At 64.1% G+C, this 25,763-nt stretch carries 20 protein-coding genes; 10 read left to right on the forward strand and 10 right to left on the reverse strand.

Annotated elements, in window-relative coordinates; translation table 11 throughout:
• Positions 1–1,158 precede the first annotated feature (1,158 nt).
• The 3 genes from ACIQLD_RS12140 to ACIQLD_RS12150 all read left to right on the forward strand — a co-directional run bounded on the left by ACIQLD_RS12140 (position 1,159) and on the right by ACIQLD_RS12150 (position 9,000).
• Positions 1,159–1,428: a hypothetical protein gene (locus ACIQLD_RS12140; RefSeq protein WP_402608238.1), complete on the forward strand. Its 270-nt coding sequence runs from the start codon at positions 1,159–1,161 to the stop codon at positions 1,426–1,428.
• A gap of 125 nt (positions 1,429–1,553) precedes the next feature.
• On the forward strand, positions 1,554–8,060 hold the full coding sequence (locus tag ACIQLD_RS12145) for a hypothetical protein (RefSeq protein ID WP_402608239.1): 6,507 nt from the start codon (positions 1,554–1,556) through the stop codon (positions 8,058–8,060).
• Positions 8,061–8,370: 310 nt separating this feature from the next.
• The gene (locus ACIQLD_RS12150; RefSeq protein ID WP_402608240.1) at positions 8,371–9,000 is read left to right on the forward strand and encodes a TetR/AcrR family transcriptional regulator; all 630 of its coding nucleotides are present in this window, start codon (positions 8,371–8,373) and stop codon (positions 8,998–9,000) included.
• Positions 9,001–9,253: 253 nt separating this feature from the next.
• On the opposite strand, the gene fabG is transcribed toward ACIQLD_RS12150, so the two are convergent.
• Positions 9,254–10,003, reverse strand: a complete 750-nt coding sequence (fabG, locus tag ACIQLD_RS12155) for a 3-oxoacyl-ACP reductase FabG (protein WP_402608241.1) — start codon at positions 10,001–10,003, stop codon at positions 9,254–9,256.
• Positions 10,004–10,068: 65 nt separating this feature from the next.
• Between fabG and ACIQLD_RS12160 the strand changes: the two genes are divergently transcribed.
• The 3 genes from ACIQLD_RS12160 (at position 10,069) to ACIQLD_RS12170 (ending at position 14,089) form a co-directional block, all read left to right on the forward strand.
• Positions 10,069–11,583 (forward strand): carboxylesterase/lipase family protein, encoded by a 1,515-nt coding sequence (locus ACIQLD_RS12160; protein ID WP_402608242.1) that lies wholly within the window; start codon positions 10,069–10,071, stop codon positions 11,581–11,583.
• Between the two features lie 164 nt (positions 11,584–11,747).
• Positions 11,748–13,067, forward strand: coding sequence for an MFS transporter (locus tag ACIQLD_RS12165; protein WP_402608243.1), 1,320 nt, complete (start codon positions 11,748–11,750; stop codon positions 13,065–13,067).
• A gap of 5 nt (positions 13,068–13,072) precedes the next feature.
• Positions 13,073–14,089: an alpha/beta hydrolase family esterase gene (locus tag ACIQLD_RS12170; protein ID WP_402608244.1), complete on the forward strand. Its 1,017-nt coding sequence runs from the start codon at positions 13,073–13,075 to the stop codon at positions 14,087–14,089.
• Between the two features lie 212 nt (positions 14,090–14,301).
• Here ACIQLD_RS12170 and ACIQLD_RS12175 read toward each other — a convergent pair whose 3' ends face one another.
• From ACIQLD_RS12175 to ACIQLD_RS12185, 3 genes are all read right to left on the reverse strand, one after another.
• Positions 14,302–14,691 (reverse strand): DMT family transporter, encoded by a 390-nt coding sequence (locus ACIQLD_RS12175; RefSeq protein WP_402608245.1) that lies wholly within the window; start codon positions 14,689–14,691, stop codon positions 14,302–14,304.
• A 2-nt stretch (positions 14,692–14,693) separates the two neighbouring features.
• A complete protein-coding gene (locus ACIQLD_RS12180; RefSeq protein ID WP_402608246.1) occupies positions 14,694–15,008 on the reverse strand; it encodes a DMT family transporter in 315 nt (104 codons plus the stop codon).
• Positions 15,009–15,375: 367 nt separating this feature from the next.
• Positions 15,376–15,780 carry a hypothetical protein gene (locus tag ACIQLD_RS12185; protein WP_402608247.1) on the reverse strand — a complete coding sequence of 135 codons (405 nt, stop codon included), beginning with the start codon at positions 15,778–15,780 and terminating at the stop codon, positions 15,376–15,378.
• Positions 15,781–16,848: 1,068 nt separating this feature from the next.
• On the opposite strand from ACIQLD_RS12185, the gene ACIQLD_RS12190 reads away from it, so the two are divergent.
• Entirely contained in the window at positions 16,849–17,136 is a 288-nt protein-coding gene (locus ACIQLD_RS12190; protein ID WP_402608248.1) for a hypothetical protein, read from the forward strand.
• 375 nt (positions 17,137–17,511) lie between these two features.
• Here ACIQLD_RS12190 and ACIQLD_RS12195 read toward each other — a convergent pair whose 3' ends face one another.
• The 3 genes from ACIQLD_RS12195 to ACIQLD_RS12205 all read right to left on the reverse strand — a co-directional run bounded on the left by ACIQLD_RS12195 (position 17,512) and on the right by ACIQLD_RS12205 (position 19,097).
• Positions 17,512–17,904 (reverse strand): PadR family transcriptional regulator, encoded by a 393-nt coding sequence (locus tag ACIQLD_RS12195; protein ID WP_402608249.1) that lies wholly within the window; start codon positions 17,902–17,904, stop codon positions 17,512–17,514.
• A 339-nt stretch (positions 17,905–18,243) separates the two neighbouring features.
• Complete coding sequence (locus tag ACIQLD_RS12200; RefSeq protein ID WP_402608250.1) at positions 18,244–18,411, reverse strand: hypothetical protein; 168 nt, start codon at positions 18,409–18,411, stop codon at positions 18,244–18,246.
• A 446-nt stretch (positions 18,412–18,857) separates the two neighbouring features.
• Positions 18,858–19,097, reverse strand: a complete 240-nt coding sequence (locus ACIQLD_RS12205; RefSeq protein ID WP_402608251.1) for a cell division protein CrgA — start codon at positions 19,095–19,097, stop codon at positions 18,858–18,860.
• Between the two features lie 101 nt (positions 19,098–19,198).
• Here ACIQLD_RS12205 and ACIQLD_RS12210 point away from each other — a divergent pair, with 101 nt between their 5' ends.
• From ACIQLD_RS12210 to ACIQLD_RS12220, 3 genes are read left to right on the forward strand one after another with little or no spacing between them, the layout of a single operon-like run.
• On the forward strand, positions 19,199–19,993 hold the full coding sequence (locus ACIQLD_RS12210) for a class E sortase (protein WP_402608252.1): 795 nt from the start codon (positions 19,199–19,201) through the stop codon (positions 19,991–19,993).
• 28 nt (positions 19,994–20,021) lie between these two features.
• Positions 20,022–20,177, forward strand: coding sequence for a hypothetical protein (locus ACIQLD_RS12215; RefSeq protein WP_021201363.1), 156 nt, complete (start codon positions 20,022–20,024; stop codon positions 20,175–20,177).
• Positions 20,174–20,806 (forward strand): anthranilate synthase component II, encoded by a 633-nt coding sequence (locus ACIQLD_RS12220; RefSeq protein WP_402608253.1) that lies wholly within the window; start codon positions 20,174–20,176, stop codon positions 20,804–20,806. Before ACIQLD_RS12215 ends, ACIQLD_RS12220 begins: the two co-directional genes overlap by 4 nt.
• Before the next feature lie 35 nt (positions 20,807–20,841).
• Here ACIQLD_RS12220 and pknB read toward each other — a convergent pair whose 3' ends face one another.
• From pknB to ACIQLD_RS12235, 3 genes are read right to left on the reverse strand one after another with little or no spacing between them, the layout of a single operon-like run.
• Positions 20,842–22,530 carry a Stk1 family PASTA domain-containing Ser/Thr kinase gene (gene pknB, locus ACIQLD_RS12225; protein WP_402608254.1) on the reverse strand — a complete coding sequence of 563 codons (1,689 nt, stop codon included), beginning with the start codon at positions 22,528–22,530 and terminating at the stop codon, positions 20,842–20,844.
• Positions 22,531–22,575: 45 nt separating this feature from the next.
• Positions 22,576–24,312, reverse strand: coding sequence for a protein kinase (locus ACIQLD_RS12230; protein WP_402608255.1), 1,737 nt, complete (start codon positions 24,310–24,312; stop codon positions 22,576–22,578).
• Positions 24,309–25,763 (reverse strand): peptidoglycan D,D-transpeptidase FtsI family protein, encoded by a 1,455-nt coding sequence (locus ACIQLD_RS12235; protein ID WP_402608256.1) that lies wholly within the window; start codon positions 25,761–25,763, stop codon positions 24,309–24,311. Before ACIQLD_RS12235 ends, ACIQLD_RS12230 begins: the two co-directional genes overlap by 4 nt.

Consider the following 25,763-nt stretch of genomic DNA (forward strand, 5'->3'; position numbering starts at 1 on the left):
TCGTCGGCTCTCGCTGCACGACCCTTCATGGTGCACGTCAAAGGACCGTACTCGTCGGCTGCGGTGTGCAAGGCGGCGGAGCGTGCCTATCGTTCCTCCTGGACCACCATTTACCGCCCTTGCTACTACTCGACGGACGGCCCCTACAAGGGCGCACCTGCAGGGTGGTACTTCTGGGGCCGCGAGCCTGCGTGACCTGACCGTATCCGCCCTTCGCGGTCGCGGGGGCGCGGGGCTTTGTAGGGTGCCGACAGGGCCCGCTTCTTAACGGTCTCGGTCGAGCAGGCGGTCACGGCTCTTGGCGACATCGTGTGCGATGGTCGTGGCCTCGGTTCGCTAGGGCTCGGGGCCAGTTCCGGCTTGATCTTGTCGCTCCAAAAGTCCTAGCAGGAGGAGAAGCAAGGATGGCCCCGGCACTGAAGGTCAGACTCCTTACCCTTGGTGTCCTTGCACTCAGTGGTGCCCTCGTATGGGCTTGTGGGGTCGGAGTTCCAGCCTCGTGCGGGGCAGATAGCCCCACCGTTGATCTTGGTGGCGATCATGACTGTGCTAGGTCTTCTTTTGGTCATCGCCACAAGACGAAACTCGGGGAAGCACCTACGAGGAGGGCCTACCGTAGCCCTCCCTCGTAGGCCTCGCCGTCGTGACAATCGTCGCCCTTCGTTGGGTTGACTGGACCGTAGCCCCTCTACGGGGTGGCAGCGGCCTTGGCCCTCTAGAATGCCCATCTCGTCGGAATCTCGCAGTCAAAATCAACTCCCCCCTCTTGAAGGACTCCGGCGGTTCACCTCACTCCAGAGGACGCCCTACCGGACCTGTGCCGGGAGGCATCGGCTCGAAGTGTTTCGCCGTTGTTGAACTCGCGTTCCAGTGACTCAACGACGCCCAACGGTACTTGTCGCGGCCAGCGTAGAACGTGGCTCGAACACGGCCGTCCTGGTCGCTGTCCGGGTAGTAGTTCATCTTCGTGCGCGCCAGCGTCGCCCGGTGAGGTCGTCGGTACCGCGGTGACGGGGCTGGTGTGGTGGGTGTTCGAGAACATGGTACAGTTGATGAACAACCGGTTGGTTGGCTACTGGGGATGTACTGGGGGGATTGACGATGGGTATGGGGAGGGTCTGGCCTTCCGTCGTTGCGATTACTGCTTGCGCAACCGCAATGACGGCGCTCACCGGCTGCGCCTCCGGCGGCAGCATTGCCAGGGACGTCGTGGCGGACCACGTGGAGCAACGCATCAAAGCGCGCCTCGGCGTCAACGCCGACGTGGACTGCGGTAACGGAGCGGTGAGCGCCAAAAAAGGTGTGGAGCTGGACTGCTCTGTTCGCCCCGAAGACGGGGCGAACAACTATGCGGCCCTCGTGACCATCCTCAGCGGTACCAACGACTCGCGACTGAGTATTGACGTTGCTGTCAACGCAGAGCGGTAACCCGGTCGCTCGACTTTCTGCTTTTCATTCCGATCCGACTTTGTGCTGGGGGCAATATGTCTGTTTCATTTTCCGACCGTTCAAGCCGAAGCTCCTGGCGCCGCCTACGCCGTGGGCTCGGCGCGGTGCTCGCTACATTTGCCGTTGTTGTCGCTGGGGTCTTCGTCCCCGGGGTCGCAGCGCACGCCGCGGGAAACGCCGTGCTGGACGTTGGCATTGAACCGGTCAATAATCTGACGGGCGCGCCCATCAGCGGGACTGGATACGGGCAGAACAATGATCGGATCGCCTACAAGGTCAGCTTTTCGTGTGCCGTCGAGGCGTGCACGAACGCGTCTGTGAAGCTCTCGCCGTCGCAGGTTGATCCCTACGGGATCGGCAGTGGGTATCTGCTGCAGTACGAGACGTGGACACGTCCGGACGGATCGACCACGACCGCTTCCCCGAGCGGCAGTGACAAGGACGGGTGGACGTTCCCGCTTGGTGACATCGCTGCGGGCGACTCCGGAACGTTCCTGGCCGTGTACCAGGTTCTCCCCTCGCGCAAGGTCGCCGGTGCCTCGCGTCCCGTGCCAGCCCAATGGTATCCATCTGGATTCCAGATCAAAATGGCCGCGACACTGAAGGCGGATACCGCTAGTAACGCACCAACCGCGACGGCCTCGCCCGTGACCTGGTCTAGTACGGTACCTGACCCTCGTGTCAGCATTACTCCGGGTCAGACAGCCACGCCAGGCGGGACAGCCAACGCATACCTGAAGATGACCTCCGGCGCGTTCCGAGACGTCGACTATTCGCTCTTCAGTAACGCGGATGTCGTCGGAGCAGGCAGCTTCAAGAATGTCCTCTCTGTGCCTCTTGGGCTCACCCCTAACGTGCCGGTCGTGAATGGTGGAGTGTGGGATCCTGCCACCCGCACCATCACGTGGTCGAGAGGGACGAAGGATGCTCCGGACGCGCAAGCGCTCGGCGGCTGGGGAAGCGTCGCGAGGGCTTTCAACGCCACTGCTCCGTATGGCCAAAGGGATGTCTCGTTTCAGGTCGATCCGGGCGCGAGTTTCCCGGGGGCGGACGCATCGGGGTGCAACTTCTCTACCGATCTAGACCTGAAGTTCGCGACCGAGGTGACGTACCTCGATACCGCACGCACGACAAAGACGGCGAACACGACGGCGAAGCTGCGCGTGGCCTGCTGGGCCCCTTTCGGAACCGCCGGAATGTACAAGGAAGCGACGTTGGGCGGCGGAGCGGCCGCCACCGACATCCCGATCCCGAACACCGTCGCGACGACGGGAACGTGGGCTGTGGTGGTCCAGAACAAGGGCAATCGTCCGGCGGTTGCGGTGATTGAGGATGATCTGACGAAGACGGATCTCCCTGTGACGCGAGTCTGGGCCAGCCTTCCCGGTGGTCTACCCGGTGGTGCGGTGAATGGGTCCGTGATCGAATGGCGCCTTGACGACGGCACGACAGGCTCGACACCCGATTCTGTAACGGCTCCACCGGGCCGCACATTCACTTGGGTGCGGCTGACGAGCCCGGAGATCAAACCCGGACGTCAAGCACCGAGTGAGACAACCTCGACCCAGTTCAGCGCGAACTTCGTGTTCTCCGTGCTCCCAGGTATGACCCCGGGTGCGCGGACGAATACGGCGACGTCGACGATGACGTGGCCCGGTACCGACATCAAAGCGGCGGCGAACACGGCGTCCAAGACGGTCCGCCTCGTTGGTGAGAAAGCCGAGATTCGAGCGGACTTCACGACGCCGGCTGTCGTCGACGGCGGAGGGCAGGCGGTGCCCGAGCGTGCCGTGACATTCACAGTGGGCGGGAGTACCGCGAAGATCCCCGGTACTGGCTTCAACCCGGAATACGTGTTCATCGCTCCGACGGGCTGGACCGTGCAGAAGAACTCGGCGACGTTCGACACGGCAGTGCCCGCTGGCGTTCAGATCTCCTACGCATCGAAGCAAATCAACGGCGTGATGCGGGATGTCGTCGTCGCGCGATGGCCCCAAGGGACGAGCGCGTCCATGAACGCCTCGGCACCGAAGATGCATGTGATCGCCAGCCCCACTTTCGCTGTCGCCGCGGGAACGCAGAGCGTTGCAGAAACTTGGTTCGGAGACTCGGAACGCCGATACACCACAGACAACACGACGTTCGCGTTCCCGAAAGAGGCGCTCACCGCGGTCCAGAACACAGCAGACGTGGACGGGAGCGGACAGACATCGGCCTGGTTCTCCGCAGCCCGCCAGACCGTCACTGTGTCGGGCGCCGACAACCTGGGGGTTCTGAAGGAAATCTGCCTTCCGACCGCGGGTGCTCCGGAAGGATGCACCTGGCTGTCCGACTCCGCGAAGTCTGTGCCAGTTCCATCGAACGCGACGGACATTAAGTACCGCATCACTCTCCAGAACCACGGCAACACCACTCTGTCGAACGTGGTGGGCTACGACGTGCTCCCGTTCATCGGAGACACGGGATTGATCCCGGGCACAGTAGGAACTTCTCGCGGCTCACAGTTCTCGGAACGAGTCGGCACTGTGAGCGCGGTCTCCGCGAACCTCACGCTCTCCTATTCCGCTTCCACCAACCCCGCCCGTCCCGAGGTGTCCCCGGCAGGAACGGTGAACGACTGGGGCCCGAGTGCGTCGGGCAAGCAAGCGATCCGTGCCGTCGTGTCCGGATCGCTTGCCCCCGGCCAGAAGGCACAGTTCACCTACACGGCTTCCGTGCTCGGGGGCAAGCCGGATCTACGTGCCTGCAACTCGGTGGCGATTGATTCCGCGCAGACGCTGCCGTCGGAGCCGACAGCAGTATGTGCGCTGATCGCGGAAGCCGACCTGAGCGCGGGAGGTGTGGACACGATCTCGACTCAGCAGGGACGACCGACCACGTTCCCCTTCGTGTTCGCGAACGAATCGGGCACGAGCCCGGTGGCAACGACTGTCAAGATCTCCATCCCCGCGGGCGTGACCATCCCGAACCTCAACATCCAGGGATGGACCTGCACGCCAACTGACGCGCCCATCACCGGCCCGGCCACGCTCACCTGCACCCCCCTTAAAGACATGCCACAGGGCGTGAAGGTTCCATTCGACCTGCCAGCGATCGTGACTTCCCCCACCCCAGTCTCGGTGACCGCGGAGATTCTGACGAACGTGCGCGACACGAACCCGGACAACAACTCGCACACGATCACGACCCGCCAGCCCGACGCTCCGGCCGTGAGCCTCGGCGTCGAAAAGACCGACGGTGTGACCGGGGTGGTGCGCGGCCAGCAAACCACTTACACGGTGTCAATCCGCAACCCCCTCGTGTACGAACAGCTCAACGGGGTGCAGGTCGTAGACACCTTGCCGACCGGGACGACGTTCGTCTCTGCATCCGACGGTGGAACGTTCGCCAACGGGGCGGTAGCGTGGACGATTCCATCGATCGCCGCTAACGCGGTGCAGACGCGCACTGTCACCGTGCATGTCGACGACACCGCTGCGGCGACAATCCGCAACGAGGTGACCGCGACGGTGACCGACCCGGCATTCGGGCCCACGGTGCTCACCGGTACGGCAACCGATGACAACACCGTCGATGCAATCTCGCTGACAAAGAGCGCCACGCTGCTGGCGCCCGGCGACCCGGCGCGTCCATCGGTCGGCGACACGGTCCAATACCGCTTCGAAGTGACGAACACAGGCGGTGGCCCGCTGTCGGAGGTGACCGTCAACGACCCGATGAAGGGGCTGTCGAAGGTTTCGTTCCCGGACGGTTGGCCGACGCTCCCCGGACACCTCGGTGCCGGAGAGTCTGTGACCGGCGTCGCGACCTACGCCCTTACCCAGGCCGACATCGACGCAGGCACCGTGACGAACGAGGCCTCCGTTAGCGGGTCCTCAGCGGGTGGCGAAGCGGCGACGGCGAAGAGCGGAGTCGACTTCCCCTTGTCCGCAGCCAGCGCACTCACCGTCGCCAAGGCCGGTTCGCTTACGAAGACCGGCACCACAAAGGCGGGAGACACGGTGGACTATTCGTTCACCGTGACCAACACCGGCAATACGACCGTGCGCAGTATCGTGCTGTCCGACCCGAAGCTCGGCCCGGATCCGGTGCTGATCAGGGATGCGGCGTGGCCGTCGACACCGGGGCAGCTCGCCCCGGGAGCGTCGGTGAAGGCGACTGGCACATACACACTCACTCAGGCCGACATCGACGCGGGTTCCGTGCCGAACACGGCTACGGCGAGTGGTTTGGACGCTACCGGCACGGAGGTGCGGTCGGAGGGCAGCGACACCGTCGCGATCGTCGCCGAACCGGGCCTGACGCTGAAGAAGACCGGCGCTCTCCCAAACGGCGTGGATGCACCGACCCCAGGTGCGGTCGTGGACTTCACCTTTGTCGTGAAGAACACAGGGAACGTGACCATTGACGGCGTGGCGATCATCGATCACCTCGCCGGCGTCTCCGCCCCCGCTCTGTCGGGTTCCTGGCCGAACACCGTTGACCGTCAGCTCGCTCCCGGGCAAGAGGCCACCTTCACCGCGGCTTACACGCTCACCGCGTCCGATGTGGATGCGGGGCGTATCGTGAACACTGCGACTGCGACTGCCATCCCGGTCCGCGGGGTGCTGGATCCCGCTGACGCTGAGACGACCGTCACCTGGAACACGAACCCTGCTCTCACTCTGCAGAAGACCTCGTCCTTGGATACGACCACCGTGGTGGTCGCGGGCGACGAGGTCGAGTACACCTTCCGTGCCGAGAACACCGGCAACGTCACCCTCGATGACATTCGTCTGACCGATCAGATGCTCGGCCTCGACGCGGTGCCGTTCCCCGGCACCATCACGGGGCAGGCGCTCGGCGCCGGCGATACTGTTGTCGGGACGGTGCGGTACACCGTCACGCAGGCCGATATCGACCGGGGGACGATACTCAACAAGGCCACCGCAACCGGCACCGCTCCAGATGGAAGGGAAGCGGATGACGATGGTGATACAGAGACCATCATCCCGGCGGCACCGGCAGCATCCTTCGTCAAGACTGGAGTGTTGACCACCCGAATCGATGGCAGTGGCGATGAGGGCACGCTCACGGCGCCCGTGCCGGGACAGATCGTCCGGTTCGAGTTCGCTGTCCGTAACGCGGGCAACGTCACCATCTCCGGGATAGACGTGACAGACCCGCTCAAAGGCCTTGGAGCCGTCACTCTGAAGGACGGCTGGCCCGGTGTCCCCGGTTCCCTCGCACCCGGGCAACAGGCCGTCTTCATCGCCGACTATCCGCTGACCGCCGCCGACCTGGACAAGGGAAGTGTGGCAAACACCGCAACGCTGACTGGCGATCCCGTGCGCGGGGATGAGCTCGATCTCGACAGCAGCACTACGGTGACATTGCCCCAGACGCCGTCACTGAAGCTGACCAAAACTTCGGCTCTGCCGGACGCCCAGTCCCCGAAGGCTGGGGATATCGTGAAGTACCGCTTCACGATTGAGAACACCGGGAACGTCACGGCTCACGACATCACCATCGACGATCCAATGCAAGGCCTAAGTGAAGTCGTGTTCGGCGACTGGCCCGGCGAGGAGGGCGTCCTCCCCGCAGGCGGTAAAGTCACCGCGACCGCGACCTACGCCCTTACCCAGGCTGACATCGACGAAGCGACCGGCACCATTGTCAATACTGCGACCGTGCACGGCACCGACGGGGATGGCGACCCAATCACGTCGGAGTCGTCAGCAACGACCGATCTCCCTGCAGTTCCAGGAGTCGAGTTCCGCAAACTTGGTGAGCAGACCACCGGCGACAACACCCGACCGGTGCCGGGCGACGAGCTTGGCTTCACCTTCGAAGTGAAGAACACCGGCAACGTCACGGTCAACACCATTGAGATCACCGATCAGCTCGAAGGGGTAAGCGCGATTTCCGAGGGAGGCGACTGGCCTACCACGAAGGGCGTGCTGCTCCCCGGCGAGAAGATGACCTTCACCGCGACCTACGCCGTCGACCAGAGCAGCATCGATGCCGGTGGTGTGACCAACATCGCCACCGTTGACGTCACACCGTCGCGAGGGACGAAACCTCCCAAGCCCACCGCGGAAGTACGTGTCCCATTGGCGCAAGCTCCGAGACTGGAGTTGGTGAAAACCGCAGAGGTTATTGATGCGAACAAGGATGGAAAAGCGAATCCGGGAGAGCGCGTCACCTACTCATTCGCCGTGACGAACTCGGGCAACACCACCCTGAACGATGTCACCGTGCAGGATCCGAGGTTGTCCCAGAACCCGGTGGTTGGCACCCTCGCTCCCGGTGAGAAGCGCACCGTCACGGCGGACTACATCGTCACGGATTCCGATGCGGCTTCTGAGGAGATGATCAACACGGCGAACGTGACCGGGATCACGGGCACCGATCTTTCGACGACTTCGCCCGATTCGACAGCCGTCGTACCCACCGGACCTATCCCGTCGACCCCCTCCGGGGGTCTCGCGATCACCGGAGGGGCCGCTCAGGCCGGGCTGATTGTCGGCGGGGCAAGCATTCTCGTCGCTGGTGCGTTCCTGTTCCTCCTCGCGGCCCGGAACAGGCGCCGTCGTGAGGCTGTCGAGACGGAGGCCCCGAGCGAGGTCTGATCTGGGCGGCGCGAGAGAGCCGCGCCGCCCAGCCATATCGACGTCGGTTGAAAGGAATCAGACACACAGACTAGCGGATCGACATCCCCACGGCCCTCTCCCCGGAGGCCCCGTCGTGTCCGCCTTGCCGAGCTTTTCTCCCCAGTTGGCTCGGCAGGAGGTAGCCAGGCATAGTTCCTGGCTACCTCCACTCTTTTCTCCCCGAAGTGAGCCCAGAGTAGTGCATGCGGGTACAGTGGGCAGGCAGGAGGATTCGACCCACGGGGGTACGTCGAGGTCATTTCTGCACGAAACCGGGGAGAAAATGAACGTGCTCGAAAAGAAGCTCAGCTTGCGTGCGGACGAACGACCGGTGCTTCCGGCGGACGAACTCCCCAAAGGGACAGCTGGCCGGATCCTCGAAGCCGCAGTCGTGCGATTCGCGACGACCGGATTCCGCGAGACTTCAGTGCGAGAGATCGCCGCTGATGTCGGCATCAACCACGCAACCCTGTACTCCCACTTCGCGTCAAAGGATGAACTCCTCCTCGCGGTGCTCATGCTGCGCCACCGAAGCGTGGAGCAAGAGTTCGAGCTCTCAGGGGGTCCAGTGACTGACGATCCACGAGTCCGTATCGCACTGTTCATGCGCGCAGGAATGACCGCGGTCACGCAGTACCCGTTTCTTGCAGCCGTGTATGTAAACGAAATGCAGTGGCTTGCTCCCGAGCTTGCCGCCCCTCTCCTCACGCTCTACAAGGGCATCATTGCGGCAACCACTCGCACCATTCAAGATGGCATAGAGCAGGAGAGATTTCGAACGGTGCCCGCAGAGCTGGCGACAGGTGCTCTCGGGGGACTTATTGAACAAGCCACCCGCTGGGTCGCACAGAATTCTTACAACGATGAAGAGATGACGGAGACTTACGTGGACTTCGCCTTGAAAATGCTGAGCAAGTAATCCTCAAGTCCTTCGCAGTCATCGAGTTCCCTCTTCCCGACGTCCCACATAGTGTGGGACGTCGGGTGGCGGCCTCTTGGTTCGTGGGGAGATCCCAAGAGGCCGCCCCGAACCGGCTTCGCTGGGGCCTCCACCGGTTCGCCCACCGCGAGACACATGCGGCGATGACACGCATGCTTGACCTCAGGATGGAAATGCGAAAGACCTCTGCGCTGTGACGCAATGATCCACATCCGTGTGCGTCTCTCCTCGATTAGAGCTTGGGCCCGCCAGCGACGTAGATGACCTGGCCCGAAACGTAGCCGGACTCTGTCGAGCACAAGTAGGACACCGTGGCCGCCACATCGTCCGGGTGCCCGACGCGGCCGACAGGAATCTCCGCGGCGGCGGCAGCAGCGACCTCATCGAAGTTCAACCCGATGCGGGCAACGGCCGCCCGCGTCATGTCCGTGTCAACGAAGCCCGGAGCTACGGCATTCACCGTGACACCGAAGCCACCCAGCTCAATGGCGAGAGTTTTCGTGAACCCCTGCAGCCCCGCCTTTGCCGCGGAGTAGTTCGCTTGGCCGCGATGTCCGAGCGCACTAACGCTAGAGAGGTTCACGATGCGCCCCCACCCGGCGGCGACCTGGTACTTCTGCACCTCACGGCTCATGAGGAAAGATCCGCGGAGATGCACGCCCATGACCGTGTCCCAGTCTTCCTCCGTCATCTTCGCCAGGAGGTTATCGCGGGTGACTCCCGCGTTGTTGACAAGAATCGTCGGCGCCCCCAGTCTGTGCGTGATCTGTTCGACGGCGGAAGCGACTGCATCCGGATTGGCTACATCGGCGCCGACAGCTAGTGCGCGCCTTCCTCCAGTGGCGATCTCCGCGACGACAGGCCGGCAAGCCTCCTCGTCGAGATCGAGGACGGCGACCGCACAGCCATCACTAGACAGGCGACGCGCGATGGCCGCACCGATTCCACGGGCCGCACCGGTCACGACAGCGACAGATTCCATACATCCCCCTCGGGGCCAACGCTGGGAAGGACCAGCCAACCAAATGGTTGGCTGGCAATGCTAGCATGGTCGCTCCTACTCGAAGGGTGTCTCGTGAACGACGGAATCGCGCGTTGAAACCAACAGTCGTGGGAACGACGTTCGGGCCGGTAAGAGGCGTCAGACGGAACGGCATCGTGTCCTGGCGTGGGATCCCGTATGCCGCTCCGCCATTCGGCGAGCGGCGGTTCCGCCCTCCTGTAGCACCGTCCGTTTGGGCCGATCCATTTGACGCGTCGGCCTTCGGGCCCGCAGCCCCTCAGCAACCATCCGACGGGCAGAGTCCGGTACCACGCCCTCGGACGGGTGGCGACGACATTTTGACGCTCAATATCTGGTCCCCAGACAGCACCGCTCGACTGCCGGTCATGGTCTTCATCCACGGCGGTGCGTTTGTCAGTGGAGGATCCGCGTTGCCGATTTACGACGGTGATGGTTTCGCCCGGCAAGGCATCGTCTACGTCTCGATCAACTACCGCCTTGGGGTGGACGGGTTCCTTTGGACTGGGGAGGGGACTCCGAACCTTGGCCTGCTCGATCAGGTAGCCGCCCTGGAGTGGGTCCGCGACAACATCGCCGGATTCGGTGGCGACCCGGATCTCGTGACGATTTTCGGCGAGTCCGCGGGAGCCATGAGTGTCTGTACTCTGATGGCGATGCCCCGCGCGCGCGGGCTGTTCCACCGCGCAATCGCGCAATCCGGTGCCGGTGATTGTGCCCGGACTGCGGACGAGGCGCTGCGTGTGACACGGAAGCTCGCGCGGCTGCTCGGCGTGCGCCCGACCATCGCCGCGCTATCTGCCGTCCGTCGGGAGCATCTCCTCTGGGCGCAGGCGGAGCTTGGCGTACGCATGATCCGAAGCATGGCTTCCTGTCGAGGGCACGCGGCGACACAGAACCTCATGCCCTTCGAGCCCGTGATCGACGGGGAAATCCTTCCTGCACTCCCCCGATCAGCCCTCGCCGCCGGAGAGTCTTCCGACATCGACCTCCTCATCGGATTCAACCAGGACGAGGCGAACCTCTTCTTCGTACCCAATGGAAGCATCTCGAAGCTCAACCTGCTTACGGCGTTCCTCTTCGCCCGCGGGTATGGTGCGCGTCTTCACGGCCTTCGCCGCTCCTATGCGTCACGGGGGATCACTGACTCCTCGAAGCTGGCGCTCGCGATCTTCACCGACGGCTTCTACCGCATCCCCGCCCTCCGTATCGCTCAAGCGCGACCACGAACACACGTCTACGAGTTCACATGGCAGCCGCCCACCTTCGATGGCGCCCTCGGCGCGTGCCACGGCTTGGAGCTTCCTTTCGTCTTCAACACGTTGGACACAGCTGGGCTCGACACGCTGCTCGGGGAGAACCCTCCGGCATTGCTGGCGTCCGAGATGAATCGGACCTGGGCGCGTTTCGCACGGACCGGAAAGCCCGGATGGCCCATGTACGACGGCCGCGAACGACACTCCATGCGCTTCGACACGATCTCCCGCCTGGAACAAGACACCACTGACCCCAGGGCATGGCCCGTTCTCGACCCCTGGTGACCGCACTGAGGCGGACGCCGGTGAGAGACCGTTCGCCGCCTTGACTAACAACCGATCTCCTCACTAGAGTTCACGAACAACCGGTCGGTTGGCTAGGAGTGCTGACGACAGTGTGTCAGCCCGCCCCTCGCCATCGACGACGAAGGCAGGAACGAAGGGGTTCCATGACGTCCACACTGCACGAACTCGCCACCCGCAAAGCCATGCGGCGGCTGTTGCCGTTGTTGGGCACCGCCTACTTCTTCTCTTACATCGACCGCACGAATGTTGCGCTGGCGAAAACACAACTTGAGGCCGATGTCGGGATCAGCGCGGCCGCGTACGGGCTAGGGGCGGGTCTATTCTTCGTGAGCTACGCTCTGCTCGAAGTTCCCAGCAACCTCGTGCTGTATCGCGTCGGCGCGCGGATATGGATCGGACGGATCGCAGTCACCTGGGGTCTGGTGTCCGCGGCGATGATGTTCGTCCAGGGCCCCATTTCTTTCTATGTACTTCGCTTCCTGCTCGGGGCCGCCGAGGCCGGGCTCTACCCGGCCCTGATGTACCTCGTCACTCAATGGTTCGCCCCGAAACACCGGGTTAGAATCGTCGGTCTTCTGTACACTGCTCCGGCTCTGGCAATGATCATCGGCGGGCCGGTCGGTGGCGGGCTCATGTCTCTGGACGGCATCGGCGATCTACATGGATGGCAATGGATGTTCCTCATCGAAGGCCTTCTCACGGTCGTCGTCGGCGTGGTGGTGTGGGTGCTGCTTCCGGATACGCCGTCACAGGCACGATGGTTGTCGGATTCCGAGGCCCGCGAACTCAAGACCCATGCCACCGCCGGAGACCATTCATCCCCGACACGACTCCGAGGGAACTTCCGGATCGCCTTCGGACGCCCGGTGATTCTCATACTTGCTGGGGTGTACTTCCTCAACCAGATCATCGCGTCGGCAGTGGGCTTCAACTTGCCCTCGATTATCGAGGGCTTCGGCGTCAACTCTCCGCTGGTCGTTGGCGCGATCACTGGCAGCATGGGGGTGGCCGCGCTGATCGGCGTATTCTTGCTCCCTTGGCTGCACGAGCGGACGGGCAACGACACCAGACTGATCATCGCCTGCGCCGCGCTGACGACGATCACGCTGACCGGCTACTCACTTTTCCCCGGACCGATGGCGCGACTATTGTTCCTGTTCCTGACGAACATCTTCTTGTTGGGCATGCTGCCACTGTTCTGGTCGGTCGCGATGTCACGAATGTCCGGACTTATGGCGGCCGCAGGACTCGCGTTCATCAACATGATCGGACTTCTCGGAGGGTTCGTCGGGCCATTCGCTTATGGACTCCTCGAAGGAGTGGGGGTCATAGCGAATCCGCTCTTCCTCCTCGCCACCTGCATGGCGATGGTTCTATTCGCGATCCTGCTAGCCCAGCTCATCCGCAAGGAGGCTCCCCCCAGTTCCACCATCACGCCCGCCACGACGAAGGAAATCCAATGAGAATCATGACCGCCCCTCCTGGCGCACACACCCGACCGCCCAGAAACCAGAGCAGGCTCGCGGTCCGTGCCGCTGTGGTCGTCGCACTCTCGATCTTCCTTGTCGCGCCGAGCGCAGCAGCGTCGTCAACGCCAACCGGTGACATCACCGACAAACACATCGGAAAACTATGGATCGTGGACTACCAGCTTCACGTTCCCCCCACATGGACAGCGGACCAGAAGATGCCACTTGTCGTCGCAATCCACGGCTGCGGGATGACGGGGTACGGGACCAACTCGATGAAGGACATGACCCAGTTGAACACGCTGGCCGACAAAGAGGGCTTCCTCGTCCTCTACCCGAATCAGTCACGGCTGAACAATAACTTCGGCTGTTGGAACTGGGACTCACCGGTCAATAAGTACCGCGACGCGGGAGGCGAGACCACGGCCATCGCTGGCGCGACGCAGGCAGTTATGCAGAAGTATGGCGTCGACCCACAACGAGTCCATGTTCTCGGCGGCTCATCCGGCGCGGCTGCCGCCGTTAACCTGGGGGTCACGTACCCCGACGTCTTCGCAACGGTGACTTCCTTCGCCGGCGGTCCCTACGTGAGACTTCCAAAGAATGAAGTATTGAGAGACCCCGAGCTTTCGGCGCCCTCAGTCGTGAAGGCGATGGGACCGTACGCTCGACCTGTCCCGCTGCTCATCGTCCAAGGGGACCAAGACACGGTGGTCCCACCCTCGTACGCGGGACTGTTGGCACGACAATGGCTTGCGGCATCCGACCTGGTGGACAACAGCAGTGAGCAGTATGTCTCAACAACCTCACCGGGTCCTCGCGGCACGATGTACCCGTCCGAGCGCACTACGTGGACGCTGAACGACTCCGACCGCACCCTCGTTGAGCTCGTCATGGTCAATGGGCAGGCGCACACCTGGTCGACCCCCGGAGGTACAGGAAGGTACGTTGATCCTGCAGGGCCGGACATGACAGCCATCTTCTGGGAGTTCGCCGGCGAAAGGCGCCGGGACTGACAGGATCCGCGGAGGGTGGAACGGGACAACCGGGGCCTCCAGCGAGCCCACGTATGTCACCGGTGCACGTGGACCCAGTCGGCCGCACACCCCGGAATCGGCCTGTTCCTCTGCGCCGTTCTCGCTCGCCGGACACGAAGTGTCCGTTGATAGGTCTCCGCTACCACGGTTGCGCCAACTCCACACCGGAGAAGCCGACGCAACCGTCGCTCTTACTCCAATGGTTCACGCTGAAGCGAAGATGCATCGGGCGGGGTATCGGTGACCGGATTTGCGATAACGCGCGGAGACTTGACCAGCTTGAGGCCGATCACGGCTGCGACGATCCCTCCGATGAAGATCGCCTTGCCCGCCGAAAACACTTCAGCACCTGTAAGCATCGCCCACGTGACGGTGAGCACGGCGCCAAGTCCAACCCACACGGCGTAGGCGGTCCCGATGGGAATGTGTTTCATTGCCCAGCCCAGGCCGATCATGCTCAGGGCAAGTGCGATGAGGAACACTATGGTCGGCGACGGTCGAGAAAACCCCTGGGAGAGACCCAACGCGGTCGCCCACACCGCTTCAAGGACGGCACTGATGAGGAGAACGATCCACGGCATGACTAACTCACCACCTTGAGGCCAACAACGCTGCCAACGAGGAGCAACAGAAGCAGCAAGCGCGGGAGCGATGCTCGTTCCTTACCCGTGATCATCGCCCACAAGACAGTCAGTGTGGCGCCGACCCCCACCCAGACCGCATACGCGGTACCCGTGGGGAGATCATTCATCGCCCACGCCAGGCCGATCATGCTCAGGGCAAGTGCGATGAGAAACACGACTGTGGGACGGCGCTTTTTGAGGCCATCCGAGGCGGACAAAGCTGTCGCCCACACCGCCTCTAGGACTCCGGAGGCGACAAGAATAACCCAAGACATGACTGACTCCCTAGCGAGTCAGTCGTCGTGTGCGGGTACTGCTCCCTCGTCCGCTTCCCCAGGGTTTTCGGGGCAGTCGCAGACTATTCATACTGCCTGAGCAAATGCTGTGCACACCTCGGCCGCGGGCTCGACCTCAGCCTGGGCCGCCGAATTCTGGATGGAGGAGCTCCGCTAGAGGCGCAAAGAGCGGGGACCGTGGAACACCAGAGGGAGCGCAGCGAGTGGGGATATGCCGCGAAAGACCAGCACGCAGTGGTGGAGCGGTGCCGCGCGTCGTCCAAACAGGGAGGGGGCCAGCGTACCGTCGCCGGCACCCGTAGGCACCCCGGGAAGGGCCTCGGTGCCGGGATCGGGGTAGCCCGCCTCAGGTGGCGAGGGGGAAGAGGTGCCCGATGTCGCAGAACTTCGTGCCGGTGCCGGTGGCGGTGGCCCAGATGGGGTGTCCGTTGTGGATCGTGGGGGTGAGGGGTCCTGTGCCGGGGATGGTGGGCCATTGAGTGTTGCCGCGCGTGGCGACGACTTGGAGGAGGCGTGCGGTTTGGGCGACGAGGTGGGCGTCACTTTCATGGCCGACGATGTAATCGAGACCGCTGAAGGACACAGCAACGACGGGGCGTCCGGCATAAGTGCCGGTAGCGGACACTTCGACGATCGCGTCGGGAATCCACGCGAAACGGAAATCGTGCACCGCGGGGGTGATGACGGTGTTCGCGTGTGCGATACGCCGCGCAGATAGACGGCTCTTCTTGATGGGGCCGGTGATCATCATGACGGGTCGCTCCTGCACTACGTCCACCTTTCTCAGGGTGTCTAGTGGAGAGACGCGCACTGGTTACCACCGCCCCCCACTTTGTATCAACAAGAGATCTGTATGAGAAGCGTGGGCCGGAGAGGCGTGGCGGCGGCGAGGAAGAGGCTCGCCGCCGCCGATGCTTGCATTGCGACAAAAGAACGACCCCAGAAGAGTGCAAACCCTTGTTCACCTGCGTATGACGAGCCCCCACCCGTGACACGCACCGGACAAGCCCGGCAAGTAGAGAGACGTCGTACCCACCGCTCTGTTACACGGATCAGTTCAAGACTACCAAACGGTTGGGTGTTATCAATTTGATCAGGGCGTGACGTCTCGAACCAGCAATTCCTATCGGCGGGGCCTCTTCGTAGGGCTGGCAGCGACTTTCGTTCTCTCCGGTTGCACCGCTGAGGCGGGAACGGAGAAAGAAGCAACCATCCTCGTCTCCTGATGGCTCCTCAAGCTCTGCCGTCGTGCCGGGCTATGGCGTCGGCCAGTTTCCGCCCGTTCCGTTGTTCGTGCCGCCCGATCTACCGCTGCTTAGCGCCCCAGCATCAGCTTTCGCTATCGAAGCGAGAGACGCCTAGGCCGATATCCCGGGGGTCACTGCTACTCCTGCGCACTGCAACGAGGCCGGCGACGTCGTTACGGGAACGGCTCTGCCTTCCTCTACGGGGACGGTTCTGGCGCTTTTACGGGCCCTGGCGGCGCCGTGCAGAACTTCGGTGGCAGTGACGTGACGATTCGGAACTTCGGGGACGGTACCGCCCGCGTCGACCGGACAACCGTCAACGCCAACCCGCTCCCGGTCGTGCCGGAGTTAGGATCTTTCCCTCCTTTGTCCGCGCTCGCGCCAGTCGAAACGTGCGGCACCATACTCACCTTCGACGACGGCGTGCTGTTTGACTTAACAAGAGCAACATCCGGGCGGATGCAGCAGCCACGTTGGACGCTGTCGCCACCGTGTTCGCCTGACTTGACGTATCCCAAGCGGAGATCTCCGGGCACACCGACGCGATCGGTACCGACGACGACAATCAGAAGTTGTCCGAAGACCGCGCCGAATCGGTCCTCATCGGGCTTGAGGAGCGAGGTGTTACCGCGAACCTCGATGCCAAGGGGGTTCGGCGAGACTCGTCCTGTCGCACCAAACGAGATCAACGGTGGCGACAACCCCGCAGGACGCCAATTCAATCGCCGCGTCGAGATCTTCATCCCGTCCACGCTCTGAACGAGTGGTGTCGGTGTGATCATGTTGCGCCCGGCGACATGTCTGGAGCTGGAGACCAGGCACCGACGACATTGAATCGTGGCCGGGGTTGTGCGGTGTAGCTTCGCGGTGAGGTGTTGCGGATTCAGCCGGCTTGCCGCTGACCTCCGAGCCGAGTTCCCCTCGATGAAAGGTTCTCGGTCACGAACCTCAAGTACCTGAGACGGTTCGCGGAGAGGTGGGCCGCACCCGACCCGGTTGGTCAACCCCGGGGTCGATGCTCAAGATAGTTCCCATGGAGTAGGGGTAGGGGGTCCATCACATCTCCGTTTCGGTGTAGTCCAACGCTCGACGCGAGCGGGGTGCGCTAACAGAGGCACGAAGCGCGAGCGCTCGGTCCACAACGGGCTCAAATGCACCGAGGAGACAAGCGGTCGATACGACCCGTTCGCGACCCTGAGCGATCTGTGCCGCCCCGCGAGACCGCCGCAATGCGGTCATTCATCGCTATCGCGATCGAAGTCATCCACGGCGATGGCTCCCGCCTTGAGGAGTCGACTCACGTCGCGAATGAATGTAGACCACAATTGGCGCTCCGCGCGCAAACGTCGCACACCCTCTGGCGTGAGGCGATAGACGAGGCGATCAGGCTTCGTCTCTTCCCTGCGCCACGACGAGTACAAGAGATTGATGTCTTCAGCCTCGCGCAGGAGAGGGTAGAGGGCGCCATCGGCCGGGCGCCGCAGACCCGCCCGCTCGATCAACTGCTTGATGCGGTAGCCGTGACTTTCCCCTTCTGCCGCAATAATCCCCAAGACCACCGGCAGCAGCACACTCCGCGACCACAGCACGACACCTTCCTCTTGCACCGCTGACATCTTGGACCCCACGCGCGCCGCCTTCCCCTCGCACAGCACACTACCAAACGGTCGGGTGGCATCTGAGGGGTATGCGAGGATCAAGTAGCAACACGAGACAACCGGCCTTGAGAAACGGGTTGATGGCGCCGCGGGGCCGACGCCAATCCTCGACCACGTCGCCTCGACCCCGACGAGGTAGTGCTCGCAGGAGACGAGGCCACCGCTGCGCGATTGGTAAGTTCATGCGTGACTGCCTCAGCGCTGGCAACGTGGAGCATCGTCTCGGGAGAGGCCGCGGTTGCCGGACCACACCGCAAAACAAGGTAACTGCCGTCAGCACTCCCACCGCAGAAGAGGCAGCACGGCCCCTCATTGAGCATGCTCCATTCGACTCCCCGCTTCGGCGGAGTCGAGGATCGGAGTGTCTTCGGTGGGAGCGATGTTGAACGCGGACTCCCAGTTGGGCACCCACTCGTCGGGCTCTCGACCGGTGCGGGTGACGAACTCGGTGATCTCCGCGTTCACTCGGTTGTCCATTGCGATTCGTCCGCAGATGACGCCTTTCTCCTCCCTGGGTGGCCCTGTCCTAGCTGCCGAACGGGCGGCCTCGCTGGAACTCGCTGGAGTTCGGTGGGAACACCTTCCCCCATTGTGCGCTTCTTCGAGCAGTGCGAGTTCGGTGGCGATCGCTCCGTTGATAGATGCACGCATCGATGTGTACCCGCTGGCGCGGCGGAGTACGGCCGTTTCGCTCCGACGCACGAGACCTTCCTCGATCTTGAAGGTTCGGTCGATCGTTGTGGGGCGGGTGTCGTGCGATGCTGCTGTTGCTGGGTCGATGGCAGGCGATGCTGCGACGTGAGGCTGCGGTGCCGGAGCGGCGACCGCTAGACCCGGAGAAGAGGCCTCGTGAGTCGTACTTCGCTCCTGACATGAGAAAGGCCCCCTCGCGATGCGAGGGGGCCTTTCTTGAAGAAAGGGTGTCAGCGCCAGCGGGTGGTCATCAGGAAGCCGATCAACGCGATGCCGAGACCGATCGCCAGGTTCCAGTTGGACAGACCCGGGATCGGGTACTGCATGCCGGAGATGTAGAACACGAGGATCCAGACGAGCCCCAGGAGCATGAAGCCGATCATCACCGGCTTGAACCACACGGCGTTGGGAGCGGCGTCGCCTTCGGCGCGCTCGGCGGCGGGTTCTTCAGTCTTGCGGTCACGTGCCATTCCGTCATTGTACCCATGAGACCTGTCCTCCGCCGAGGCCGGTCAGCCCGTGGGGCGGTGAGCCACGGCATCCGCTCAGTGTTCCCCGATATGATCACCGCATGACTGCATCCGTCGCGCCTGGGGGGCGACGTCAGCGGCGACAGCGACCACGCTCTCGTGCGACGTTCGCGAGCGTACTCGGCGAGCTCCTGCTGACGGCCGGAGTGATCGTCCTCCTCTTCGTCGCGTGGCAGATGTGGATCGGCGACATCATCATCAGCGCTCAGAAGAACGACGAGGGCGCAGCCGTCTCCCAGGCACTCGCACAGGCTGAGGCCCCCGAACTCCCGCCGGTCGTCGAGGGCGACGACGGCGTCATCACCTACGTTCCCCCCGTACCCGCAGCCCCGGCCGACGCGCAGTGGTTCGGACAGATGCACATCCCGCGCTTCGGCGCCGAGTACAACTTCGGGATCTTCGGGGGCACGAGCCGCGCGCGCACCCTCGATCAGCAGGGGATCGGCATCTACACGAACTCGAAGATGCCCGGGGAGGTCGGCAACTTCTCGCTGGCCGGACACCGCACCACCTGGGGCAAGCCCTTCAACCAACTCGACAAGCTGCAGCTGAACGACGCCATCGTCGTCGAGACGCCAGACGGCTGGTACACCTACCGCTTCCGGACGCTCGAGTACGTGAAGCCGTCACAGACCGACGTTCTCGCCGATGTGCCGCAGATGCCGGAGCAGCAGACCGGCGAGCAGTACATCACCCTCACCGCGTGCTCGCCTCTGTACTCGCTGGCTGAGCGCATCGTCGCCTACGGGGTGTTCGAGAGCTTCCAGCCGCGTGCCGAGGGACCGCCGACCGCGCTGACCGACCCGCCGCCCCCGCCGGCCGCACCCTCGGTGTGATCGTGGACGTGCACAAGGGAGAAGACTGATGTACGCCGCACTCTGGCGCCTGCTGCCCGGACCGTGGTGGCTGCGCGTGCTCATCCTCGTGGTCGTCATCGCGGCCGTGCTCTACGGACTGTTCTGGTACGTCTTCCCGTGGGTCAGCCCGATCATCGCGCCCGGCGAGGTCGACGTCGAATGACGCGCGTGCTCGTGGTCGACAACCACGACAGCTTCGTGCACACACTGGTCGGATACCTGAGCGAGCTCGGCGCCGACACGGTGATGATCGAGTCAGACGCCACGGACGCCGCTCAGCTGGAGAGGACCCTTCCGGAGTACGACGCGTTGATGCTCTCTCCCGGTCCCGGTGCCCCCGTCGACGCGGGGGCATCGCTCGACGCGGTGCGCATCGCCATAAGGCTGCGGATACCGACGCTCGGGGTATGCCTCGGCCACCAGACGATCGGTGAGGCGTTCGGCACTCCGGTCACCGCGGCGCCTGAGCTCATGCACGGAATGGTATCGGCGGTCACGCACGACGGCTCTGCGCTGTTCGCCGGGATCCCCTCGCCCTTCGATGCGGGGCGCTATCACTCCCTCGCACTGTGCGCATCCGATCTGCCCGACGCCGTCATCGTGACCGCCTGGACCGAGAACGGAACCGTGATGGCACTGGCCCACCGCGACCTCCCCCTGTGGGGGGTGCAGTTCCACCCGGAGAGCGTGCTCACCGAGGGTGGCTATCGGTTGATGGCGAACTGGCTGGAGCTGTGCGGAGACCAGAACGCCGTCGCACGCGCAGAGCACCTGCATCCGCTGTCCAGCTGAGCAGTTCCCCCGCGCCGCGCTCCGACCGGGACGTGCTAGCCGGTGCAGAAGAAGATCTGGACCGACGAGCCGACCGGAACGTCACCCGGCGCCACCGACATGGAGTGAACGGTCGTCGGCTCCGTCGCGGGGCACTCCGCCGTCTCGGTCGGCACGGCGACCAGACCGAGATCGGCGAGGTTGGTCGTGGCCGCGTCGACGGTCCAGCCCACGAGGTCGGTCAACGTCACTTTGCCGCTGGCGACGACCAGGTTGATGACGGTTCCCGGATCCAGTTCGGTGTCGGCCTTCTCGCTGGCGGAGATGACCGTGTTCGTGGCCAGGGCCTTGTCATTGCGTTGGATGACCGTCCCGAGTTCGAGGCCGGCAGACGTCAGCGCCTTCGTGGCATCGTCGAGGGCCATGCCCTCGATCTTCGGCATCACCACCGTCTCCTCGCCCTTGGAGACGTACAGGGTGATCGTGGAACCCTCTTCCACCGACACTCCCGCTTCGGGGTCGGTGCGAATCACGTTCCCTTCCGTCACCTCGGAGCTCGTCTCGATCACGATCTTCGATGAGAGGTCGAGCGCGGCGAGGTCGTCCTGTGCCCGTTCCGAAGACACGTTGACGAGGTTGGGGATGGTGCGTGACGTGCTCGACACCTCGGGGGGCCGCATGCTGATCGTGACGACCCAGAACAGCACGGAGGCCAGCAGCACGGCGAGAAGCGCCACGCCCGCCCAGATCCAGGCGACCGGAGGACCGGACTGGGTTCTTGTCATGGTCGTATCCGTGCTGAGCTGGCGCAGCGAGCGGGCCGTCTCCTGCGCCTGCCGCGGGCTCGCCCCGTACAGCTCGCTGGTGAGCGCTCCGAGCTCCTTGCGGGTCGGTGCGCTCCCGGTCATGGCGGAATCCAATGCCGCGCGGAAATGAGCGGCGTCCGGGTACCGCTGGTAAGGATCCTTCGCGAGCGCGCGGAGCACGATCGGATCGAGAGTGCGGGGAGCATCCTCGTTCACCTCGGTCGGCGGAACGGGGGTCTCGCTGACGTGCTGATAGGCGACCGCCACCGGCGACTCACCTCGGAAAGGCTGGCGACCCGTGAGCAGCTCATACAGAACGACGCCGGTGGAGTAGAGGTCGGCCCGAGCGTCGACGGGCTCGCCTTTTGCCTGCTCCGGTGAGAAGTAGGCGGCGGTGCCGATGATCTGGGTGGTCTCGGCCACGGTCGACGACGAGTCGGAGACGGCTCGGGCGATGCCGAAGTCCATCACCTTGACCTGGCCCTTGTCGGTCACCATCACATTGCCGGGCTTGATGTCGCGATGCACGACACCGGCACGGTGCGAGTAATCGAGCGCTTCGAGGATGCCGTCGACGTAGCGGACCGCGTCAGTCGCCGGTACGGGACCGGCGGAGATGATGTCCTTGAGGAGAGTGCCCTTGACCAGCTCCATCACGATGTAGGGCGGCTCGTCGGAGCCGACTTCGCTGGTCGAAGGGTCGCCGGCGTCGAACACCCGGACGATCGAGGGATGCGACATGCGCGACGCTGCCTGCGCCTCGAGCCGGAACCGGTTACGGAAAGTGGTGTCTCGCGCGAGATCGGGATCGAGGATCTTGATCGCGACCTCGCGCCCGAGCGTCAGGTCATATCCGCGGTAGACCTTCGCCATTCCGCCATGCCCGATGAGCTCGTCGACGCGGTACCGACCCGCGATGACTTGTGGCTCTGTGGACACGGATGACCCCCCTGGAAACTACGCTTGCTGAACTGAAATTACAGGTTACCCGTCGGTGCCGCTGTCCCCATCGCCAGGGGCGGCCGCGGTGATCGTGACCGAGAGCGGCGGCGACGCGGCAGAGGTGCGCTGGTCGCCACCCGAGCACATGCCCTGGTAAGTGACGATGAGCTGCTGGCCCACAGCATCCGCGATCTTCACCTGCGTGTTGCGCTGCGTCGGCTGGAAGTTCGGGCCACCCGACACGAACGTGCCGTTCTGGACCGAGACGACGTAGCCGGAGAGCGTGGTTCCGCTGGGGCATGTGAATCCGGTGCCCCACGAGATGGTCACCGTCGAGCCGGCGACCGGGTTGCCGGTGATGGTCGGAGCATCGGTCGGGGTCGGCACGCCGGCGCGAGCGGCGTAGACGGTGAGCGTGATCGCCTGAGTGGTCTCGACGTTGCCTGTCGGTGCGACGCGATACACCTTGCCGACCTCTTCATCGCTGGGTGCCGGGTCACCGTCGACGCAGGTGATCTCGCTGTTGAAGCCCGCTTCCTTGAGCGTCGCAGTGGCTGCTCCGCAGTCCTTGCCGTTCAGGTTCAGCGCAGTCACGTCGACTCGAGTCACCTCGGGGGTCGGCGTGGTGGGCGGCGGCGTCGTCTGCGTCTGAGTGGGTGTGTTGCTCGGTGACCCCGTGGGATCGGCGTCGCCGCCCTGGTTCGCCAGCATCGCCCATACCGTGCCCCCGAGCACGATCACCAGCAGAGCGATGAGGGCGATCAGCGGCCAGGTCCAGGGGCTGCGCTTCTTCTTCTTCTCCTCCGCCGCCGCGGCTTCCTCGGTGGGGAGCTGGGCGGTGGTGGGAAGGATGCGCGTGGTGCCGTCGTCGCCGGAGGCATTCAGAAGGCGGGTCGCGTCGTCGCCGCCGGCGACGCCACCGGTCGCGATCGCGGGAACGGCGATGGCCGCGGAGTTCAGGTCTCCGCGACGAAGAGCCTGGGCTGCACGCGCCACCGTCGCGGACGAGGAGGGGCGATCGCCCGGTTTCTTGGCGATCATCGCCATGACCAGGTTCTGCACCGGGATCGGGACGGTCGGAGGCAGGGGCGGAGGCTGCTCGTTGATCTGCGCCATCGCGATGGCCACCTGCGACTCGCCCGTGAACGGACGCTTGCCCGCCAGGCACTCGTAGGCGACGATACCGAGCGAGTAGGTGTCGGTCGCCGGCGATGCCGGGTGGCCGGAGGCCTGCTCGGGCGACAGGTACTGCACGGTGCCCATGACCTGGCCGGTCGCGGTGAGCGGCACCTGGTCGGCGATGCGGGCGATGCCGAAGTCGGTGATCTTGACACGGCCGTCGGGTGTGATCAGCAGGTTGCCCGGCTTGATGTCACGGTGCACGAGACCGGCCGCGTGGGCCGCCTGCAGCGCGGAAGCCGTCTGAGCGACGATGTCGAGCGTCTTGTCGGCGCTCAGTGCTCCATCGCGCTCGAGCACGGTCGAGAGCGCCTCGCCGGGCACCAGCTCCATGACGAGATAGGCGCTGCCGTTCTCCTCGCCGTAGTCGAACACACTGGCGATGCCCTCGTGGTTGACGAGCGCGGCGTGGCGGGCCTCGGCCCGGAAACGCTCGAGGAACCCGGGGTCCCCCATGTACTCGTCCTTGAGGATCTTGATGGCGACGGTACGTCCGATGACGTGATCCGTCGCTTCCCACACCTCGCCCATGCCACCGATCGCGATACGCGACTGCAGCTCGTAACGACCACCGAACGACACACCCTGCGTCGGCCTCATCTGCCCAGCACCGCCTCTATGACCTTCTTCGCAATCGGAGCGGCGATGGTGTCGCCGCTACCTGATTGTCCCTGTCCGCCGCCGTCTTCGACGACGACCGCTACTGCGACCGCGGGGTCGTTCGCCGGCGCGAAGCCGGTGAACCACAACGTGTGCGGCCTGTTTCCGTTCTCTGCGGTGCCCGTCTTACCGGCCACGTCGATCCCGTCTATTCTTGCACCCTGGGCCGCGCCCGTTGCGACGCTCGCGACCATCGCTGCGGTCACGTCGTTCGCCACATCGGCCTCCATCGCACGTCCGAACTCGCTGTCCTGGAACGCCTTGATGACCGAGAGGTCGTTGCCGATGACGGCGTCGACCATGCGCGGGTTCATCACGACGCCGTCGTTCGCGAGTCCGGCGGAGACCATGGCCATCTGCAGCGGGGTCGCGGTGACCTTTCCCTGACCGAATCCGGTCAGGGCGGTCTGGGCGTCGTCGAGGGCGCGCGGGTAGCTCGACGGCGTCGAGGTCAGCGGCGTGTCGAAGGACTGGTTGAACCCCAGCTTGTCGGCCATCTCACGAATGGTGTCGTCACCGAGCTCGACGGCGAGCTCCGCCATCGGGATGTTGCAGCTGAGGCGGATCGCCTCCGCGATCGTGACCGTCTCACCAGGGCCGCAGGTGCCGCCCCAGGCGTTGGAGACGCGGTTCGTCGATCCGGGGAGCGTGTACGCGATCGGATTGGGCAGCGTGGAATCCGGGGTCCAGTTTCCGGTCGCGTAGGCTGCAGCCGCGACGACCACCTTGAACGTCGAGCCGGGAGGGTTGAGGTCGCCGGCGATCGCGCGGTTGGACAGCGGCTTGTTCGCGTCGGCGACCAGCTGGTCGTACGTCGCATTCGCGGCGTTCGCATCGTGCGTCGCCATCAGGTTGGTGTCGAAGCCGGGGGTCGAGACCATGGCGAGGATGCGTCCGGTCTTCGGGTCCATCGCCACGACCGCGCCCTTGAGGTCGCCGAGGGCTTCGTAGGCGGCCCGCTGCGCCGCGGTGTTCAGGGAGAGCTCGACGCTGTATCCGCGCTGCGGCTGACCCGACAGGATGCGCTCGACCTCTCCGAGGAAGGCGTTCGACCCCGTGCCGGAGAGCTCGGCGTTCATGGCCTTCTCGATGCCGGTGCTGGAGCCCAGGGCGGGGTTGAAGTACCCGGTCACCGGTTCCCACATCGGCGCATCCGTGTAGACCCGCTGGAACTGGTAGCGGTCGTCGCTCGGCACCGAGCTGGCGATCGCGACTCCGTCGACGATGATCGATCCGCGCTGGATCTCGTAACTGTCGAGTCGGGTGCGCTTGTTGTTGCTGTTCTGGGCCAGCGCATCCGCTTCGACGACCTGGATCCAGCTGGTCGCGGCGAACAGCGCGATGAACATGAACAGCATGATGATGCTGAGGCGACGGAGTTCCTTGGTCAT

Origin of the sequence: Microbacterium sp. NPDC091662 (assembly GCF_044756705.1) — a bacterium.
GTDB lineage: Bacteria > Actinomycetota > Actinomycetes > Actinomycetales > Microbacteriaceae > Microbacterium.